A 19,698-nucleotide genomic window follows, 5' to 3' on the forward strand; every position below is an offset into this window, starting at 1 on the left:
AAATACCCAAGTATCAGGTTTTAATTTTTACACACTCTTCTTTAATAATGCTGATCTAATTTTGCCTATTGCTTCTGTAGGATTAAGACCTTTAGGACACACTGAAACACAATTCATAATAGTTCTACATCTGAAAAGACTAAATGGATCCTTTAAATCTTCAAGCCTTTGCTCTGTGGCAGTATCTCTTGAGTCTGCGATAAACCTATAAGCTTGTAACAATCCAGAAGGACCTATAAACTTGTCTGGGTTCCACCAAAACGAAGGACACGATGTAGTACAACAAGCACATAAAATACACTCATACAAACCATCAAGTTTAGCTCTATCCTCTGGTGATTGGAGTCTTTCTTTGACAGGTGGCTCGTCATCATTGATAAGATACGGCTTAACTTTCTCGTAATTCTTATAAAACTGTTTCATATCAACGATTAAATCTCTAATCACTGGCAATCCTGGTAAAGGATTAACTTTAATAGGCTGCTTTAGCTCACCAACAGAAGTGATACAAGCTAAACGATTCTTACCATTGATATTCATGCCATCAGAACCACAAACACCTTCACGGCAAGATCTTCTTAAAGCTAGAGTAGGATCCTGCTCTTTAATTAATTCTAGAGCTGTTAAAACCTTAACGCCTTCATTTTCTACTTCAACCGTATACTCATCGTAATAAGGTTTTTTATCAACTTCTGGATTATATCTATAAATTTTAAATCTTACTTCCATTATATTAAATCCTTGTATTAGTACTTACGTTCTGCTGGTTGAAAAGCCTTTACTTTAGTAGGAGACATATTCACATCACGCAGAGATGTTCTATCACCTTCTAAGAAGTATAGCGTATGCTTCATCCAATTTTTATCATCTCTTTCAGGATAGTCTACCCTTGAATGAGCACCTCTTGATTCCTTTCTTTCGAGTGCTAATTTTGCAGTAGCTATAGCAGTTAATACTAGATTATCTAACTCTAATGCTTCTATTCTCATCATATTGAAAATTCTAGAGTTATCTTCCAAAACAGCATTATCCAGCCTTTCTCTGATATTAAATAGCTTATCAAGCCCTTCTTTCATTGTACTTTCTTGCCTAAATACAGAGAAGTATTGCTGCATTACGCGTTGCAATTCTTTTCTTAACTCAGAAATTTTTTCTTTACAGCCTCTTTGTTCTGAAGTATCCCACTTAGTAATTCTAGCAGTAGCTTTCTCAATATTCTCTTGAGAAACCTCTTTCATAGGCATACCTTCTTTTAGACTTTGTTCTGCATGCATACCAGCAGCTCGACCAAACACAACTAAGTCTAATAACGAGTTACTACCAAGTCTATTTGCACCATGCACAGAAACAGATGCGCATTCACCAACGGCATATAACCCTCCAATAACTTTGTCTTGCCCATTCTCTTGTGTAATTACTTGACCAAATTTATTAGTTGGTATTCCACCCATTTGATAATGACAAGTAGGTACAACCGGTATTGGTTTTTCAACCGGGTCAATCCCAGCAAAAGTTCTGCCCAATTCTCTAACAGTAGGCAATCTCTCATTAATAACATCTTCACCCAAGTGCGTCAAATCCAACCACACACAGCTTGTCCCAGAGAAAGTATCACCACGACCTTCCATAATTTCTTGTTGTGAGGCACGCGATACAACATCACGACAAGCAAGATCTTTAGCATTAGGAGCATATCGCTCCATAAATCTTTCGCCATCTTTATTACGTAGCACACCACCTTCACCACGGCAACCTTCTGTAACTAACACCCCAGCACCAGCTATACCAGTTGGATGAAATTGCCAAAACTCCATATCTTGTAACGGCAGGCCAGCCCTTAGTGCAAGACCCATGCCATCGCCAGTATTGATATATGCATTAGTACTAGATTCATATATACGTCCTGCACCACCTGTTGCAAGTATTGTAATCTTCGATTTCAAGAAAACAGTCTCGCCAGTTTCTATACAAAGAGCTATAACACCAGCAATACTACCATCGTCTGCCTTAACTAAATCAACAGCAAACCATTCTGTATAGAAATCAGTTTTGTGTGCTAAATTACCCTGATACAGCGTATGTAAAAGAGCATGTCCAGTTCTATCAGCTGCTGCACAAGTTCTTTCTGCTTGATTAGCAGGATCATAGTTTCTTGACATCCCACCAAACGCTCGTTGATATATTTTACCATTTTTAAGCCTTGAGAAAGGCATACCCATATGCTCCAACTCGATAATTGATTGTGGTGCATGCTCACACATGTACTCAATAGCATCCTGATCACCAATATAATCAGAACCCTTGACAGTATCATACATATGCCACTTCCAGTCATCTGATGGTAACCCATCATCAAACTCGATATTACCTAAAGCAGCTGCAATACCACCTTGAGCTGCAACCGTATGTGATCTTGTTGGAAAAACTTTAGAAACAACAGCAGTTTTAAAACCCGACTGTGACAACTGGAAAGAAGCTCTTAAACCCGCACCACCAGCACCGATAACAATAGCATCAAATTCTTGCGTAGCTATACTCATAAAAACAACCTCTTAGTAGAAAAATAAAACTGCAAACAACCAAAAAAAGCAGAATACATAAACTAAAACAAAGCTCAACATCACAAGCGCAGAAGCCCAAGCAAATTTAATATAATCACCACATATAATCCAAATACCCACCCAAGCATGAAAAAACATTGCCAAGTAAGCCATTAATGTAGCAACTCTAAAAAACATCCCATCAGTAAACAAGCCTCTCCAACTATCGTAGTTAAGAGCACCTATATGTGACAAATACAAAGCTTCAACAATAAGATAACCAAAATATACAGCAATAATTACAGCTGTAACCCTTTGTACAAAAAAGTCTTTGATTCCAGAAGAAGTTAATGAAATTACAGCCATAAGTAGCACCCCCATAAAACAGCTGATAAAACACCTAAAACGATAACTAGTAACGATGTAAGTTTGGCAACTTTCATACTCTCACCAAAGCCCATATCCATAATCATATGTCTGATACCAGCGTAGACATGATATGTTATCGATGATAAGAAAAGCCAAAAAAATACACTGAACCAACTTTTAGTTAATACAGCAACAGTTTGCTGATAACCATCAGGTCCTGCAAGAGCATAGTTCATCGCAACCACACAAAGTGGTATAGCAATTATCAACACTACTCCTGATATGCGATGCATAATAGAACTAATGGCTGTGATTGGGAAGTTATATGATTTTATTGACATTAAGTCAATGTTAGTAATTTTTTTCATGCTCGACATTCCTCCGAAGCAATTTTGTAGAGAAGTAGATCGGATGTGACCAATGTTATACAAACAACTCTTAATGATATATTTTTACTCAAACAAATTCAAACACTTAAGTGATTTTTTGACTTTAAATTATAGTAAAAATATACGCAATAACTTAATCAATCACCAACGATTATAACTTAAGGTATATATATTATGAATTTTTTTATTTGCAAAACAGTATTCTTTAGCTTATTATTGCCCTGTAATGATACCTTGTAAATATTTTCTTTTTTGACAAAAGGTATCTTTTTACTGCAAAACTTTGCATTATATTTTGATCAACTCTCTACTTGGAGGTCATGTTAATGAGTAAATACGCAATTCTTAAGTATGCAGACAAGAATATTGAGATAGAGTTACCAGTATATTCTCCCAGCCTAGGTAATGACTGCATAGATGTTTCATCATTAGTAAAACATGGAGTTTTTACTTATGATCCTGGATTTATGTCTACAGCTGCTTGTGAATCTAAAATAACATATATTGATGGTGGTAAAGGTATACTCTTACACAGAGGTTACCCAATCGAAGAATGGACTCAAAAGTCAAACTACAGAACTCTTTGCTATGCATTGATTTATGGAGAGCTACCAACTGATGAGCAAGTTAAAAGCTTTAGACAAGAAATTATCACTAAAATGCCAGTATGTGAGCATGTCAAAGCTGCAATAGCTGCATTGCCTCAGCATACACATCCAATGTCAGGTTTAATAGCTGGAATTAATGTCTTAGCTGCAGAGCATATCCACAATGGTCAGAAAGAAGCTCAAGATGAAGTTGCAAAAAATATTGTAGCGAAAATCGCAACTATAGCAGCTATGGCTTACAGACATAATCACGGCAAGAAATTCTTAGAACCTAAAATGGAATATGGTTATGCTGAGAATTTCTTGTATATGATGTTTGCTGAAGATGAAAGCTACAGGCCAGATGAGTTACATATCAAAGCAATGGATACAATATTTATGCTTCATGCTGATCATGAGCAAAATGCTTCAACATCAACTGTAAGACTATCAGGATCAACTGGCAACTCTCCTTATGCTGCTATTATCGCGGGTATTACCGCATTATGGGGACCTGCTCATGGTGGAGCCAATGAAGCTGTGCTTAAAATGTTATCTGAAATTGGTAGCATTGAAAATATTGATAAATATATTGCTAAAGCCAAAGATAAGGATGATCCATTCAGACTAATGGGCTTTGGACATAGGGTATACAAAAATACTGATCCAAGAGCTACTGCAATGAAAAAGAACTGTGAAGAAATTCTTGATAAACTTGGTCATAGCGATAACCCTCTTCTCACAGTAGCTAAAAAACTAGAAGAAATTGCTTTACAAGATGAGTTCTTCATTGAGAGAAAGCTTTTCCCTAATGTTGATTTTTACTCAGGCATCATTTTAAAAGCCATGAATATTCCAGAAGATATGTTTACAGCTATATTTGCTTTAGCAAGAACATCAGGGTGGATATCTCAGTGGATAGAGATGGTTAATGATCCTGCGCAAAAGATTGGACGCCCAAGACAATTATATACAGGTGCGACAAGTAGAAATTTCTAATTTTATTTGCTTTGCTTTATTCTTTATTTACTTTTTTAGTTATTTCAACTAGCATTCTACTTACATAAAAATATGTCTATATAAAAAATGGCTAGTTCTCCATCACTTATAGAGAAACTTAAGGCTCCTTTTAAAGAAGCTAAAATGTTTACCATGTTGATATTAGGCTATGCATCAGGGTTTCCTCTTATGCTTACAGCCTCCTCATTATTTTTATGGTACAAAGATAACGGCATAGAAACTAAAGATATTGGTTTTTTGACTCTTATAGCAATCCCTTATACTTTTAAGTATTTGTGGGCTCCTTTTTTAGATAAAATAAAAATACCTATATTAGGACGCCGAAAAGGCTGGATACTAATAACTCAAGTACTTCTAGTTATACTAATTGCTGTTATGAGTCGATTCTCCCCAGCAAACTCACCCATTATAATTGCTTTTATTGGCTTTCTAATATGTTTTGTATCAGCAACACAAGATATTGCTATAAATGCCTATCAAACAGAAGTTCTCCTTGAGCACGAAAGAGCACTTGGAAATGCTATAGCAGTCATGGGTTATCGTATCGGTATGCTAGTAACAGGATCATTAGTTTTAATTATTGTAGATAGACTAAACAATAATTGGAATCTTGCTTGGCTCATGATTATCCCGTTTTTTATCATCTGTCCACTTTACACTCTGTTGATCAAAGAAAGTCAGTATCAAGATGCTCCTAAAAACTTTAAAGATGCTTTTGTACTACCCTTTGTTGAGTTTTTTAAGCGGCAGGGATTATATACGGCGATAATCATAATAATTATTCTTATAAGTTATAAACTTGCTGATGCAATAGCATTTTCACTGAACTCGATCTTTTTTATCGATCTTGGATTTAGTAAAACAACTATTGCTGTTTCATACAAGACCTTATCTTTATTTGCTTCATTAGCAGGCTTAGTTGCTGGCGGTCTGATTGCAAAACAAATTGGCGTTTATAAAAGCTTCTTATACTTCAGTATTATTATGGCTTGTGCAAATTTAACTTATGTATTATTAGCAATAGTCGGTAAAAACTATTATCTAATGCTAATTTCTGTAAGTGTAGAATATTTTTGTGGTGCAATGGGTACAGCAATGTTAGTAGCAATGATAATGAGCCTTGTTAATGTAAAATTTTCAGCTACTCAATTCGCAATTTTAAGCTCTATAGATTCTTTAGCAAGAGTATTTGTAGGACCTTTAGCTGGATATATTCAAGCACACTACAGATGGGAAGGATTGTTTATCTTCAGTTTTATAGTTGGAATGTTTATATCACTACTAATATTTATTTTTAGAACCAGGATAAAATTAATGGCGAATTTACAATAAATTATTATTTATTATTCTTTGCCGGAAAATAAAAGCGATAGCATAAATACTATCCATGGCAATAACAGAATTATCAACACAATATTTCTAAATATAGTTGATAGTTGTAAACCTGGAAATAACATAACTATCAAGATCACAACAACTATTGATAAAACCCCTATTACGAAAGAGAATAAGGAAATATTATTTTTTGCCACTAAAACAAAACCTAATCAGCGAATTGCTCAGAAACAAATTGCCAGTTTACGATATCCCACAGCGCCTCAATATATTTAGGTCTAGCATTGCGATAATCAATATAATATGCATGCTCCCAGACATCAAATGTTAGTAATGGTTTTTTATTGTCTGTTAGCGGACAACCTGCATTACTTGTAGTAACTATTTCAAGCTTACCTTCAGTATTTTTTACTAACCAAGCCCAACCAGAACCAAATGTTGCAATAGCTGCCTTTGAGAATTGTTCTTTAAAGTTTTCTACAGAACCAAATGTCTCAATTAATGCTGCTTTTAAAAGACTAGAAACTTCAGTTTTGTTAGGAGTCAAACAATTCCAATAAAAAGTATGATTAAAAACCTGTGCAGCATTATTAAATATTCCACCAGTAGAAGTTTTTATAATTTCTTCTAAGTTTCTACCAGCATGCTCTGTACCTTCAACTAAGTTATTTAGATTAGTTACGTACGTCTGATGATGCTTGCCATAGTGATATTCTATAGTTTCTTTTGATATTGTTGGCTCTAATGCATCAATATCATAAGGTAGTTTTGGTAATTCAAATTTCATTTGCTTACTCTCCTTGAATTAGTTGTATTAACTTTATAGTATCTTCTTACTATACCCATATAGTATAATATGCTATCATCTTTTAGGTGAAATTTCTAAACTTACTTGTTTAATTAAAATAAAAAAGGAAGCAAAAATGTATACTCCAGAAGAACAAAAAGTAGTTGATAGAATTGAAAAACAATTAAAGGAAAATGATATTATCTTATACATGAAAGGTTCTCCAAACCTTCCACAGTGCGGTTTTTCTGCACATGCAGCAACAGCAATTAGATCATGCGGTAAGCCATTTGCTTTTGTAAATATACTTGAAAATCCTGATATAAGAGCTATCTTACCAAAATATGCTGACTGGCCTACGTTTCCTCAACTTTGGGTAAAAGGAGAGCTAATAGGTGGCTGCGATATAATTATGGAAATGAATGAATCTGGCGAACTAAAAGAGCTTATTGATTCTGTAAAATAAAATATATATCTTCACTTACCATCTATTTTTGTCCAAGCATCTGTACCATATTTACCCGCTGGATTATATGCTTCACTAGTACATAAGCTAGATTCAGGACCAAGATTACAACGATATAACCCTTGACCAACAGCAACTATAGTACCTGCCTTATAATCCTCAATACCATATGGATAAATATACTCGGCACCTTGTGGTCTGGGTTGTTTAGCTTCAGTTACTAAATGAGCAACGTCATCCGTTATATCACTCCACGCAAGATAGCCACTTTTACCCATAGGTCGGTATGATTTATCATTACATAACTGTTGCCTTTGACATTCAAATTTTCTATCTCCAGCAATAACAATTTGTCCAACATTATAATTTCCAATAAATTTTGGATATTTGACTATTTCACCAGCAGTAAGCTTACGTTGCTTACGTTTTACTTTAGTTTGGTTAGTTGTATTAATCTCATCCCAAGCAAGATAACCATATAGTCCATTTGGAATATATCCTTTATCATTACAAAGTTTAACTTCTAAATTAGATTTACACTTATATTTTTTACCTTGGAAATTTATGATAGTATCAGCATTATAAGAGCCAATTCTATCAGGATAATTTATAATCCCAGTATCTATATTTTGTTGTTGGCCTCGTATTGATGGAATAATTTTAGCTTGTGATTTTATCTGATCTTTTAGTTGTGACACCATAGGTGGTAAACTAATATCTGAAATTGCCGCTGTTGTACTCCAAGGCTTATGGTTATAGTCATTACCCAAATCACCGTTGTTAATATTAGTTGCATCAAAATCAATGCTCCAAACTGCAAAACCTGCAAAAGAAGCCTCATTTTCTTTCATCAATGAGACTGCTTCTTTAATATCTTTTTCTGTTAATACATACATCATGCCACCATGAGTAGTACCCTTGGTAGCAGGAATCATTAGGACCAGCTTATTAGCAGGAATATCCAAAGGTTTATCAATTTCATCATATTTTGGCATATTTGCATCATAACCGGCCTGTGTTGTCAAAGCCCATGCAAGTGATGCCAGAAACTTAGCATAACCATCAGCAGGAGTAATCTTTATGTGCTCACCATTCTTATCTTTATAAAAACTCAAGATTCCATCAGAAGGCTTATCCGCAAATGTATTAAGCCAAATATAATTTATTTTATTTATACCAACACTATCTAATAACTCAATATAGTTGTGGTTAACATAAATATTATCCTTATCATTTTTGGCTAACGGCGCAACTATATAATCCCACTCAGGAGAGAAAGTTAGCCAAAAACTACTGTTACCTTGTCTTAATGTTGCAATTAATTTATTTATTTTATCAGCCGCTACTTTTACTATCTTCTCATTATTAGGGATATCAGAACTACTTAAGTCAAAATTTATGCCATTAAAACCAAATTCTTGAACGATCTTGATAAGATCATCAAAATTTATTGTCTCCCAATCAATATGAGAATACCTACCACCAATAGAAATAATTGTGTGTTTCCCTTTAGAATTCATATAAGCTATGAAAGCTTTTAACTCTTTTTGAGAATAAACTTTCTTAGAGCCACCATTCTCCTCATTAAAAGATAGTTCAAAACCTTTACTGTTAGTATAGGTTAGATATGCCGCTATAATCACATTATAATTACACATATTTGGATTATAATCACAATATTCCTTATCTTTGGGCATGGATATATTTATTGGAGTAGTATTTATCTGCTGACCAGAAATATTATAAGAGCTACTTTTACCCCATAATGGTAAAACTCCAGCAATGACTGGTCCATGTATTTGATTATCTATGTCAGCACAAGTATTTTTATAAATACATGCACTAAGCCCTTTTGCAAAAGCTCCGGGATTATGTGAAGAATCTCCATATAGATCAGCAGCATAATCCGTATTCAATGACCAACCAGCAATACCAGCAAACCTTGGTTTAAACTTCAGCTTCTCAAATTGTGGTAGCATTAATTTTATTGCCTGCTCGGTCGATAACGATTCTGTAGCATTTCCTTGTGGGTGATATATAGTATTTGTTCCGCCAGAAACAGCATTTGTTGGTTCTTCTATCAAAATTTTTGTTTTAATAGGAATATTTATGCTTTCAATAATCTTTGGATAACTCTCAGAAATAAAATCTGGATCATACTCTGGGTATGTATTATACTCCTGTATAAAAAGATAATCTATACTACCATCTTCAATTGCTTTATCATAATCATTACTTAAACCTGTTGTTACTAATTTATAATTATTTACTTCTGGTTCAGCAGCAATTATTACTTTTGTATTAATTTTTTTTATATCCGCAGAAAGTTTTGCAATAAAGTCAGGCGATGTAAATTTTTTAATACAGAATAAGATTCCATCAATATCATTTTTATTTAAGAAGCTAACTATATTATTAGCTAATGACTTTATTTCTGTATCAGTTAGATCATTACCAAAAATTTTTGGATCGGTAGCGCCTTGTTTGACCCCAGGATGAAAAGTATTAGGACTTCCCCCAACAGCTAACAGTACTTTCATACCAGCTTTTTTAGCGTCACGAATTTTGTCTATTACAGTCTGTGTAGAAGTCACAGAAGTAGTATAAAAACCTATATCATTTCCATAAATTTCTCCATAGGCAACTATCATGACATTATAGCCATCAGCTTTAGCTTTTTGTATATCAACCCTTGTTGTCGAGCTAGGAGTACGAATATCAATGAATCCAGCGATTACTCTATTTGGTAGCAGCGATTCAGAAATATCATCATCTGATATACCAGCGAAAGATATTATATAAATTAGCAACAAAAATAATATGATTAGAACATTCTTTTTAAAAAACATTTTTATTTATTCTTAGTAAGAAATAATATTATATAAATTATAAATAATTTCACTGAGATATGATAATTAAGATTGCACTTTTAAACAATTTTGTCTATACACGATAATTTTTCATAATTTCAAATATAGTATAAGGCTAGAAAAAAACTAGCTTATACTTTTTTTATCAACCTAAAAAATTATTTTTTTACAAGCATATAAAAATTAATCAATTTCCTTAATATGAAATTTATTTGTGTTTACATCAATCATATCAAACCATACAAAATATTTCTTGCCATCACTTACGTTCAGGTTAAACTGAGCGTTATTAGGAAAAAAATCTTGTGAAGCATTATGGTGAATAGGATGTATTCGAAAATCAGCAGTATTAGCAAAAGGCTCTCCATTAGCCAATCCATTAATATCTTCAAGCTTATAAACATTACCTTTACCATCTTTCCAAGAAATGTTCGTAATGTTTTTTATATTAAGATTTGGATTAATTTTTAATACAACACGTAAAGCTCCTATTTCTCCACCGTCATTTATAACATATTTTACAGATAGATCTAGATCTTTAGATTTATCATCATCTGGAGTATCTCCTTTTGCATAAGAAAGATTTATCCCTTTAATATTAACTTGGTTATTTGAATCAATACTAAGTCCTTCTGGCATAACAAAGCTATTATTCTCTTTTTTTAGATAACTTATCAAATCAGCTATATCATCGAATTTCATCAAATATCCTGTACTACCTGTTTGATCAATATAGTGATTACGATCATTATGATCCCCTCTCACAGGTGGATTTTTAGGATTAACTCTGTCATATTCAATAATAATAGGACCCTTAACTAAAGTAAGGTAATCTTGTTTTGATTTTAGTATATAATCAAGATTGCTATCATAAATTCTCGCATCAACGATATCCCAACCATTTGGTTTAGTCTTATCAAAATCAGTCATAAGCTCATCTAACACATCTGAGAAAGATTTCTTCTCATTATCGCTATCACTTAAATAATTTAGGTTTGGATCACTTACTCTATAAGTACCAGTTACTTTGTGATAAATATTATTTATATTCTCTTCGGACAATTCAGGATTTTTTTGTTGTTCAATTAAGAAATTTAATTTACCATCATTAGAATCTGAATAATCTTCAACAGTATTTGAAGTATATTCGTTTGAATCACTCAAAGAATTAGCTTTTATTAATTTTTCAGCACCAACTGGACTCTTTATTGAATCTTTATAATCTGCAGTTGAATAGCCACTTGATAACTTAAAAGAACAAGGGCTTGATTTTTTAGGGACTATAACTAAATCACTATTATTAACTAAATATAACACTGGACTATCGCCTTGGCCAAGCTTACAATATCTATCACTAACTCCTTTAAATTGATTATCAGATTTTTCACTGAAGCTTATGAATTCATATATATCATCAGCGGTAAAAATATCATATTCTATTTTTTCTGAGTGTTCTTTAGGCATTATTAAAGTACTTTTATGAATATTACGAGTATTTGCCTTACCTAAATAGATAGTATCCATTATCAGTGACCATGGATTAAGTGCATTTGCAAGGTGTTTTTTTGATCCAATAACTAGCGAGTAATCAATAGGGTTTGAAGTATCATTGTAAAAATACACATCAACAGGATATTTCACCTCAGCATAACTCATCGTACTACCAATTAACATAGAACCTAAAACAACTATTTTATTAGATAATTTTTTCATAAATATTTACCTCTCTTATATTATCTATCTTACTATTTTTACTACAAACTTAGTTAAGAGCTCTTGGAGGATCCCAAGTCACACACGGTCCACCATCAACTGCTTCATGATCTCTTATAAGGATATTAGTCATAAGACCATCTCTATCTAACATCATCTCAACAAAACCTGTCTGACTATAGAAATTGTTAGATATTTTAAAACCATAAATTACATATGTATTTGGAATTGGCATAAATATGCCCGAAGCATATACTTTGATAGTCTCATAATCATCATAACTTGTTTTAGAAGTCTCAGCACCAGCTAAACTCGTAGAATGATAAAGAAATACAGAAAGATCAGTATAATCTATATTCATAGTATTATTTGGATGAATAAGATCCAAATATATGTTATCAGTAAATACTTTTCTCATCTTAGCATGAACATTTGTAAGATCTTTAAGCGAAACATTTGATTCTGGATACTGCTGAGAACCAACTTGCAATTCATACTCTCGCACATTATCATCAGTTAAATTTATTTTTATTTTGTGCATAGCTTTTTTATCAATTTTGACTTTTAATTCTCTAGGATTATGTTTATCAAGATATCTCATATTGTTATCTAAAACAATATCTCCTCTTCTTTTATTATCAATAGAAGGATTCAAGTCAATATCAGAAGTTATAGTAAACACTGTACCATCTTCTTGTGGCTCACTAATTTTTATATCAGCATCAACGTTAATAGCCGGAATTTGAACAGGTTGTATATCAAATCGTTTACTTTTATTTACTTGCCAGTTTGTTTTAGCTATTATGTATCCTTTCCAAACACTTCCCTCTATTGCATTATTGGGGATTTTATACTTATATACTTGATTTTTATTGATAAACAACTCTTCTGATGATTCTCCATTTCCATAAAATATTTGATATGTGATAAAGTGGTACTTATCTGTATCCAAATTATCATTAATTGAATAATTTATAAAGTTTTCACCATCCTTCGAAGTAACTATTGTAGCACTTATTGGGTAAGCTTCAGAATAATTAACTTCAGAACTAACACTTTTTTGATTACTATTTGAATATCCTATTAAAATTAAAGAGCACAAAACAGTTGTTAATAAAATTTTTATATTCATTCCCATTTGATTTTAGTTAATTAAATATTAAATACAATTATACCATAAACTAAGTACATGTAAATTTTTTCTTGAATTTACTCTCTAGATTATAAAAACTATTTTGAAATCCACAATGTTTCGTAAATAAACAAAGGATTTAATGTATTGATCTATTATCCTTGTCAGAATCTAAAGTTTTTGACTTATTTTACTCACCTTACGCAAAAGATTGTAAGTTTTAAAAAGATATTTAGAATAATAGTTATACAAAGGTTTTGTATTTTCTAAGAAATGGACAAGGATTTACTAGATATATACACAGACTATCTTATAAGCCAAACTAAGTATGCTACGGCCACAAAATTATCAGATATATTAGATCAAGAAGTATCACATGACAAAATAACAAGGTTTTTAAGCAAGTCAGATTTAACAAGCTTAGAATTCTGGAAGTATATAAAGCCTTTAGTTAGAAAATATAATAGCAAATACGATGTTCTTTGTTTGGATGATACAATTAGTGAAAAGCCAAGTACAGATGAAAATGATATAGTCTGTTGGCATCACTCTCATGCTAAAGGTGTTCATGTAAAAGGAATTAATATAGTCTCATGTATGCTTAGCACATCAAATTTATCTATTCCAATAGACTATGAAATAGTGAAAAAGGATGAGCGATATTATGATGAGAAAGATAAGCGGTATAAAAGAAGATCTAAAGTTACTAAAAACCAAATGTTTCAAAACATGATAAATCGAGCAGTTATTAATCATGTTAAGTTTAAATATATTTTGGCAGATAGCTGGTTTTGCTCTAAAGATAATATGAATTTCATACATCACTCACTATCAAAGAAATTTATACTTGGTATGAAGTCAAATAGAGTTATTGCCTTGAGTGATTATGCTAGAAGAAGTAAGGATTTTATTAAGCTCTCTGAACTTGATATTGCTGATGGAGAATCTTTAAAGATATGGCTTAAAGATATGAATTTCCCTGTACTTTTAACAAAAAAGATTTTCATAAACGAAAACGGTCAAAAGGAATTTTATATCTTGTAACAAATGATTTAGAAATAGATCCTAATCAGTTATATCATGACTATCAAAAAAGATGGCAAATAGAGGTTTATCACAAATCAATTAAGCAAAATACTTCTTTATCAGCATCACCAACTAAAGTTGAGAAAACTCAAAGAAATCATATTTTTTGCTCATTATTGGCTTTTTGTAAACTAGAAATGCTCAAGATAAAAACTTCACTAAACCACTTCGCCCTGAAATATAAGCTCCTAGTTAGATCTAACGCTATTGCTCTTAAGTAACTATATGAAATTAGAAATTCATAAATCAAATGCGTAAGGTGAGTAATTTTATTTTTAACTCCAAACTTAGGTTTATAAATTTTTAAATATTTAACTTTTATTTTATTAAACTTAAATATATATTGATATTTAGATATATTTAATTTATACTATCATTTCGAAATTAAATCACTTTATCAAATATAGGGGAATAAATGAAAACTAAAATATTACTAGCGAGCATATTAGGCTGTTCATCAATTTTAACGGGATATGCTAAAGAGAATGTTAATAATAACTCACATATAGTTGCTGGTACAAACTATGCCGGTCAGTTTAAAGCAACTGTAGGTACAGATAAAATTACTGGTGAAAGAATTGTAACATATACTCTTCCATCTGGATTACTTTCAGAACCTGAAAAATATGCTTCATACGAGATTACATTTGGTAATAGCCACAATGGAATGAAATCTGAAAAATCTGAAGAAATACCAATTAATGAGAATACTCTTACTTATGTGTATAGAGTCTCTGATGAGGTTGCTGAAGGGACTGTATGGGAAGGATATATATCAACTTATGACAAGCAACATGGATCCCTTAGTAGCGTATTCTCACTAAACCCAGTAACCATACCTGCTATTGATGAGAAAGTACTAATTAGTGAACCACAAGAAGATGGTACAGTGTTTACGATAACCTATGACGATCCTAGCGTTACTTTGAATCCGAGTTTGTCTAACACAAAGCAAGGTGATGTTGTTTTGGATGATGGCATGGAGGTTATTGATGATGGTTCTACAAATCCTGATCAGATTAAAGTTAAAATTAATAAAAAAGCCATTCATACGATAAAAGTAAATGTAAGTGATAAAAAAGTTAAACAATATAAGCTACAAGTTGGCCCTCAACAGTATCCGCAGAATATTAAAGATAACGATATTATAAAAATTAATGCTGTAGCAGCACCTCTTGGTAATCTTTATGCTTATATATATTTCAGTAGAGCTGATACAGAAGGGATTAACTCGATTAATATCCGTTCTCAAGATACTACAGTTCGTGGATATAAAAGTGGTCGATGGTTTCCAATTTACTCAAGTACTACTCCAATTGATAGAAACGGACGGATGGCTTCCGACTATCAAATATCCTTTAAAACAACTGAATCGTGGGAAGAATATATGATTAATACTAGTTTTAGTCAGTCAACTAAATACTACACTCAAGTAGGAAAACTAGAAACGATTGTAAGGGATTTTTCAAATTATACAGGAAAATATGAATATCGAGTAATAAATTGGGATGATCCAACACCTATTTAGGTATTGATTTATCGATTAATCCTCAATATGAGATTAAGGAAATTACTACTACGTGGTCTGATGAAAATCATAATGAGTATCATAGTGTTTTAGAGCCGCATGCTTCTGGTGCTAATATTTTGTTTGAGCCTATCAATCCGAGAAAGACCCAAGGGTTGTTTAAGTATGCAGAAATGGAGATTCAACTCAAGGATGGTCGATTTTTTGACCTTTCATTTGATTGGACTAATTTATCTAGTCCAATTAGATATAATGTAAGATAATAGATATAATGAGATAACTTACAACTGGAGCTTAAGTAACACAATGAAACGATTAAAACTAATAAATAAACTTTTATGGATAGGTGCTGGGCTGTATACTAGTATTGGTTATGCAGGAGAGTATTACTATGATGTTAAGCTTCATAATAAGACAGGAAAATATATTGATTATTCACTATCTACGCATTCTGAACATGCGAGTGACTATATTTCAGAGAAATTTGTATTAGGCAAGGCTAGTAAAAAATATATTTCTAATTCTCTCAAACCTAAATATTTTGAACCTGATGAAATCTCAAGAATAATTAAAGTTAAAACCCTAGATGGCGCTAAAGACTATTGGTCTTTCAGTATGAATATAGAGGGTCATCAAAGAGGTCAAGCAAACAAATTTTTGGGGTCCGATCGCTATTGTAGTATTTATCGCGAAGATGCTATCGCTCCAGTTGTGGTTGACATATATGAAGGTGGGATATGGATAGTTCCTTACAACAGTAGTCCTTGCTCATGGAGTATAAATAATGGTTATTCGCATTCAACTTTGGATGACAATATCCCAGAGCCAAAATTAATTTATCCAACTGGACTGTTTTCACAGTCAAATAATGATATCAAAACATTGAATCAACTTATTAGTACTCAAATTGATACTGCTGTGGAATCTTCTGTTGGTGATATTGAAGATGATGGTAGATTTAATTATACTCTTCAGGTAAATAATAATTCTCAGCTAGAGCAAGAGCTTAATGAAGAATACTATAAAGTAACAGGTATCCGTAGAGCTTCTGACCCAAAAGCAAGATTATTGCAAGCAGACAATAACCTATCGCAAGATTCACAAGGAAAAACTTGGAATGATTTAAAAGATATTCTTCTAGATAAATTGGCGGCTACAAATCCAAACGATATGATAGTAACCAACTTGAGAGTGTATGACAAGGATATCAATTATAAGGAAGATTTAGACTTTTTGGGATATAGAGATTATGATAATCCCAAACCACATGTATTACAAACTGTAGGTACTTATGTTGACAATAATTCTGACGTGCGACAGGATATTAATACAGATACAGTTTCATATACTTATACTAATGGAGTTTCATTTACTAAAGCAACCGGTTGGAAAGTTGCACTTAGTCAAACTTTCAAGTTTAGCATATTTGCAGGAGGAGAAACTACTATAACAGGAGAGTATAATGGTTCAAACTCTGAGACTCAAAACCAAACTAAGAGTGTTACTTATAATATCTCAAGCAAGACGGTGAAAGTTGAGCCTCATTCGAGAAAGTTGGTTTGCTCAAGTTTATTAGGCTATAGTGGAGAAGGAAATATACGAGCAGGTCAGAAAATTAGTGGTCCAATAGACATATATATAGAAGAAGGTCTTGTATCTTCCGATGGTACTGATCTTATTATTTTGCCAGCAAGAGGAAAGGATTTTAGTGGAGGATATCTAATGCATTTTGATGACATTATAGATCTTGCTGAGTATATTAAAGATCATGGTCAAACACTTCCAGATTGGATTGAAATAGTTACTCATGATGATGGTACTAAGTCTCTTTATGCTGATATTATAGTTGATGCAAATTATCTAAATATAGGAGTTGATGCAATAACTAGGTTATATGATGTTAGTATTGATGAGAAAAGATCAGCAAAAGATATGTGTAATGTTTTAGCAACTGCTGCTACCTTAAGTTAAGAATATATTATATGATTCGGATTTTTTGTTTGCTATGTGTTTTTACAATATTTATTGAATTTTCGCATGCGTCTAATATTTTGCAAGTGAAATCTGAACCAATTTCTACAAGCTTCTCTCCTAAAAATGATATTGCATATATTGTATCAACTTTACAAAGTGTAGTGGTTGCATATAAGTATGATCCTAAAAACGGTAAGCTTGAAGAGATAGAAGGCATGACTTTCAATACCGGGGGAGAAGCCCCAAGACCCCCTGTCTTTTCTCGTGATGGTAGATTTATATATATTGTGAATACCTTATCAAACTCGATTGTGGTTATGTCTGTAGCTGATGATGGTAAGCTAAATATTATTCAAAAAATTCACGAGGGTGCCCCTCTCAAGAGATCCTCCTTTTCTCCTGATGGTAACTATTTCTATGTATTATCACCAGAGTCTTATATTATTTTGATGTATAATGTTGATAAACATTCTGGGAAATTATCTAAAGCAATGACAAATTTATACCCAGCTGGTAATATAGAATCAAAATATTCGCCATCGACGTTATCTTTCTCACAGAATGGTAAATACGCATACTTAACTAATGGATTATCAAGCAGTATAAATACATATGATTATAATCCTAACACAGGAGATCTTATACTTAATCCTGAAAGAACTATATTCACGCCAACTAGTGGCGATGATTTATTTATATCCCGAGATAAAGATTCAAAAAATCTTTATGTGCCTATAAATTTGGGAAATATGATAAAACACTACTATCTTGAAAATGAGTTGATTATTGAAAGTGCGCTAAAAGGGGTTGATGGAGTAATTGCTCCAGTACAAGTTGAGATTTATAATGGTTATGCATATATAAACTCTGAATTGGAAAATAAAATTTATGTATATATTCAACAACCTGATGGTTCTCTTATCCCCAAAACAGATGCAGAACAAAAACCTTACTATATTGATACGGTTGTTAACCCTGTTATCCAGATAATAGCTAGAGATGAAAATGTGTTTCTTTTGGCAACAAGCCCTGAGCAAAATAGTATAGCATCATATAGGATATTAGATAATGGTGACTTAATTCCTAATGATGTTTATTGAGTGAATTTTCAGATTTGGATATGGCTGGTAGATGGGTAGACTTTAACTTAGAAATAGATAATAGGTATTTTAAATTGAATAAATGTTTAACGATATTGTTATTAATTACATTGATAGGTAATGTATATTCAAAAGAGAAGCAAATTACTTTTGTATGTACTGGTAATACAGGTAGAAGTGTTATGGCAGAATATTTGTCTAATTACAAATATGCTTTTCCAACACATGAGTATTTAGCAATATCACGAGGAGTTAGTATTAATAAAATCGAATTAGCTCCTGAGCCAAATGCAGTAGTTGTAATGGACAAAGAATATATAGATATTTCTAAGCACCAAGCAAAGCAAATATCACAAAGAGATATAAATAACTCTTTTTTGGTGCTAACCATGACAGTATCACATAGAGACCAAATACAAAAACAGTTTCTTAATACTAGTAACGTTCATACTTTATCAGAATGTGCTATAGGCAAAGATCAAGATATAATAGATGCTTATGGTAAAGATCTAAAAGTTTATTTGCAAACGCGCAAACAGATTCAGAGCTACATAGAAAATATAGTTAACAATGATTTTAGATGTGTTAGATAGTTTAAATTAAATGCAGTGCCTCAAACTCAATAGCTAAATAAACCATAGCTCATTCCACCCTATCTGAGAGAAATCAAATTAGCCTGCACTTTTATTTGGTTTATTTCTAAACACAGAACTTTTTATAACTTTATTCTTTATAAAGCTTTCAACATATTTAACTTTTATTTTATTAACTTTTTATATATTGATATTTATTTATATTTAAT

General features: G+C 32.2%; 16 protein-coding genes and 1 pseudogene. 8 read left to right on the plus strand and 9 right to left on the minus strand.

The window, feature by feature from the left end; genetic code table 11:
- Nucleotides 1–27: 27 nt before the first annotated feature.
- The 4 genes from FSC454_RS08535 to sdhC are packed head-to-tail and all read right to left on the minus strand — an operon-like array spanning nucleotide 28 to nucleotide 3,277.
- The gene (locus FSC454_RS08535; RefSeq protein WP_003035125.1) at nucleotides 28–729 is read right to left on the minus strand and encodes a succinate dehydrogenase iron-sulfur subunit; all 702 of its coding nucleotides are present in this window, start codon (nucleotides 727–729) and stop codon (nucleotides 28–30) included.
- 17 nt (nucleotides 730–746) lie between these two features.
- A complete protein-coding gene (gene sdhA / locus FSC454_RS08540; RefSeq protein ID WP_014548975.1) occupies nucleotides 747–2,540 on the minus strand; it encodes a succinate dehydrogenase flavoprotein subunit in 1,794 nt (597 codons plus the stop codon).
- A gap of 12 nt (nucleotides 2,541–2,552) precedes the next feature.
- A complete protein-coding gene (sdhD, locus tag FSC454_RS08545) occupies nucleotides 2,553–2,921 on the minus strand; it encodes a succinate dehydrogenase, hydrophobic membrane anchor protein (protein ID WP_080555392.1) in 369 nt (122 codons plus the stop codon).
- Complete coding sequence (gene sdhC, locus FSC454_RS08550; RefSeq protein ID WP_014548977.1) at nucleotides 2,897–3,277, minus strand: succinate dehydrogenase, cytochrome b556 subunit; 381 nt, start codon at nucleotides 3,275–3,277, stop codon at nucleotides 2,897–2,899. Before sdhC ends, sdhD begins: the two co-directional genes overlap by 25 nt.
- Nucleotides 3,278–3,624: 347 nt before the next feature.
- Here sdhC and FSC454_RS08555 point away from each other — a divergent pair, with 347 nt between their 5' ends.
- Entirely contained in the window at nucleotides 3,625–4,884 is a 1,260-nt protein-coding gene (locus FSC454_RS08555; RefSeq protein ID WP_066045251.1) for a citrate synthase, read from the plus strand.
- 87 nt (nucleotides 4,885–4,971) lie between these two features.
- The gene (locus tag FSC454_RS08560; protein ID WP_014548979.1) at nucleotides 4,972–6,237 is read left to right on the plus strand and encodes an AmpG family muropeptide MFS transporter; all 1,266 of its coding nucleotides are present in this window, start codon (nucleotides 4,972–4,974) and stop codon (nucleotides 6,235–6,237) included.
- An 11-nt stretch (nucleotides 6,238–6,248) separates the two neighbouring features.
- Here FSC454_RS08560 and FSC454_RS09820 read toward each other — a convergent pair whose 3' ends face one another.
- Nucleotides 6,249–6,437 carry a hypothetical protein gene (locus FSC454_RS09820; protein WP_167359450.1) on the minus strand — a complete coding sequence of 63 codons (189 nt, stop codon included), beginning with the start codon at nucleotides 6,435–6,437 and terminating at the stop codon, nucleotides 6,249–6,251.
- Nucleotides 6,438–6,448: 11 nt separating this feature from the next.
- On the minus strand, nucleotides 6,449–7,027 hold the full coding sequence (locus FSC454_RS08570; protein ID WP_066045249.1) for a superoxide dismutase: 579 nt from the start codon (nucleotides 7,025–7,027) through the stop codon (nucleotides 6,449–6,451).
- A gap of 136 nt (nucleotides 7,028–7,163) precedes the next feature.
- Here FSC454_RS08570 and grxD point away from each other — a divergent pair, with 136 nt between their 5' ends.
- A complete protein-coding gene (gene grxD, locus FSC454_RS08575) occupies nucleotides 7,164–7,493 on the plus strand; it encodes a Grx4 family monothiol glutaredoxin (protein ID WP_014548982.1) in 330 nt (109 codons plus the stop codon).
- Between the two features lie 11 nt (nucleotides 7,494–7,504).
- Here the strand turns inward: grxD and FSC454_RS08580 are convergent, their stop codons facing one another.
- From FSC454_RS08580 to FSC454_RS08590, 3 genes are all read right to left on the minus strand, one after another.
- A complete protein-coding gene (locus FSC454_RS08580) occupies nucleotides 7,505–10,342 on the minus strand; it encodes a glycosyl hydrolase family 18 protein (protein ID WP_066045247.1) in 2,838 nt (945 codons plus the stop codon).
- Between the two features lie 204 nt (nucleotides 10,343–10,546).
- Nucleotides 10,547–12,076, minus strand: a complete 1,530-nt coding sequence (locus FSC454_RS08585; RefSeq protein ID WP_066045244.1) for a hypothetical protein — start codon at nucleotides 12,074–12,076, stop codon at nucleotides 10,547–10,549.
- 49 nt (nucleotides 12,077–12,125) lie between these two features.
- Nucleotides 12,126–13,208 (minus strand): hypothetical protein, encoded by a 1,083-nt coding sequence (locus FSC454_RS08590; RefSeq protein WP_082810690.1) that lies wholly within the window; start codon nucleotides 13,206–13,208, stop codon nucleotides 12,126–12,128.
- 273 nt (nucleotides 13,209–13,481) lie between these two features.
- Here FSC454_RS08590 and FSC454_RS09575 point away from each other — a divergent pair.
- The 5 genes and pseudogenes from FSC454_RS09575 (at nucleotide 13,482) to FSC454_RS08615 (ending at nucleotide 19,489) form a co-directional block, all read left to right on the plus strand.
- Nucleotides 13,482–14,515: pseudogene (locus FSC454_RS09575) on the plus strand (IS701 family transposase).
- Between the two features lie 194 nt (nucleotides 14,516–14,709).
- On the plus strand, nucleotides 14,710–15,822 hold the full coding sequence (locus FSC454_RS08600) for a hypothetical protein (protein ID WP_066045240.1): 1,113 nt from the start codon (nucleotides 14,710–14,712) through the stop codon (nucleotides 15,820–15,822).
- A gap of 306 nt (nucleotides 15,823–16,128) precedes the next feature.
- Nucleotides 16,129–17,793 carry an ETX/MTX2 family pore-forming toxin gene (locus FSC454_RS08605; protein WP_066045239.1) on the plus strand — a complete coding sequence of 555 codons (1,665 nt, stop codon included), beginning with the start codon at nucleotides 16,129–16,131 and terminating at the stop codon, nucleotides 17,791–17,793.
- An 11-nt stretch (nucleotides 17,794–17,804) separates the two neighbouring features.
- Complete coding sequence (locus tag FSC454_RS08610; RefSeq protein ID WP_066045237.1) at nucleotides 17,805–18,896, plus strand: lactonase family protein; 1,092 nt, start codon at nucleotides 17,805–17,807, stop codon at nucleotides 18,894–18,896.
- Nucleotides 18,893–19,489 carry an arsenate reductase/protein-tyrosine-phosphatase family protein gene (locus tag FSC454_RS08615; RefSeq protein WP_066045235.1) on the plus strand — a complete coding sequence of 199 codons (597 nt, stop codon included), beginning with the start codon at nucleotides 18,893–18,895 and terminating at the stop codon, nucleotides 19,487–19,489. The genes FSC454_RS08610 and FSC454_RS08615 overlap by 4 nt, the downstream gene beginning before the upstream one ends.
- The last annotated feature ends 209 nt before the right edge of the window (nucleotides 19,490–19,698 follow it).

The organism is Francisella hispaniensis FSC454, assembly GCF_001885235.1.
Taxonomy (GTDB): domain Bacteria; phylum Pseudomonadota; class Gammaproteobacteria; order Francisellales; family Francisellaceae; genus Francisella; species Francisella hispaniensis.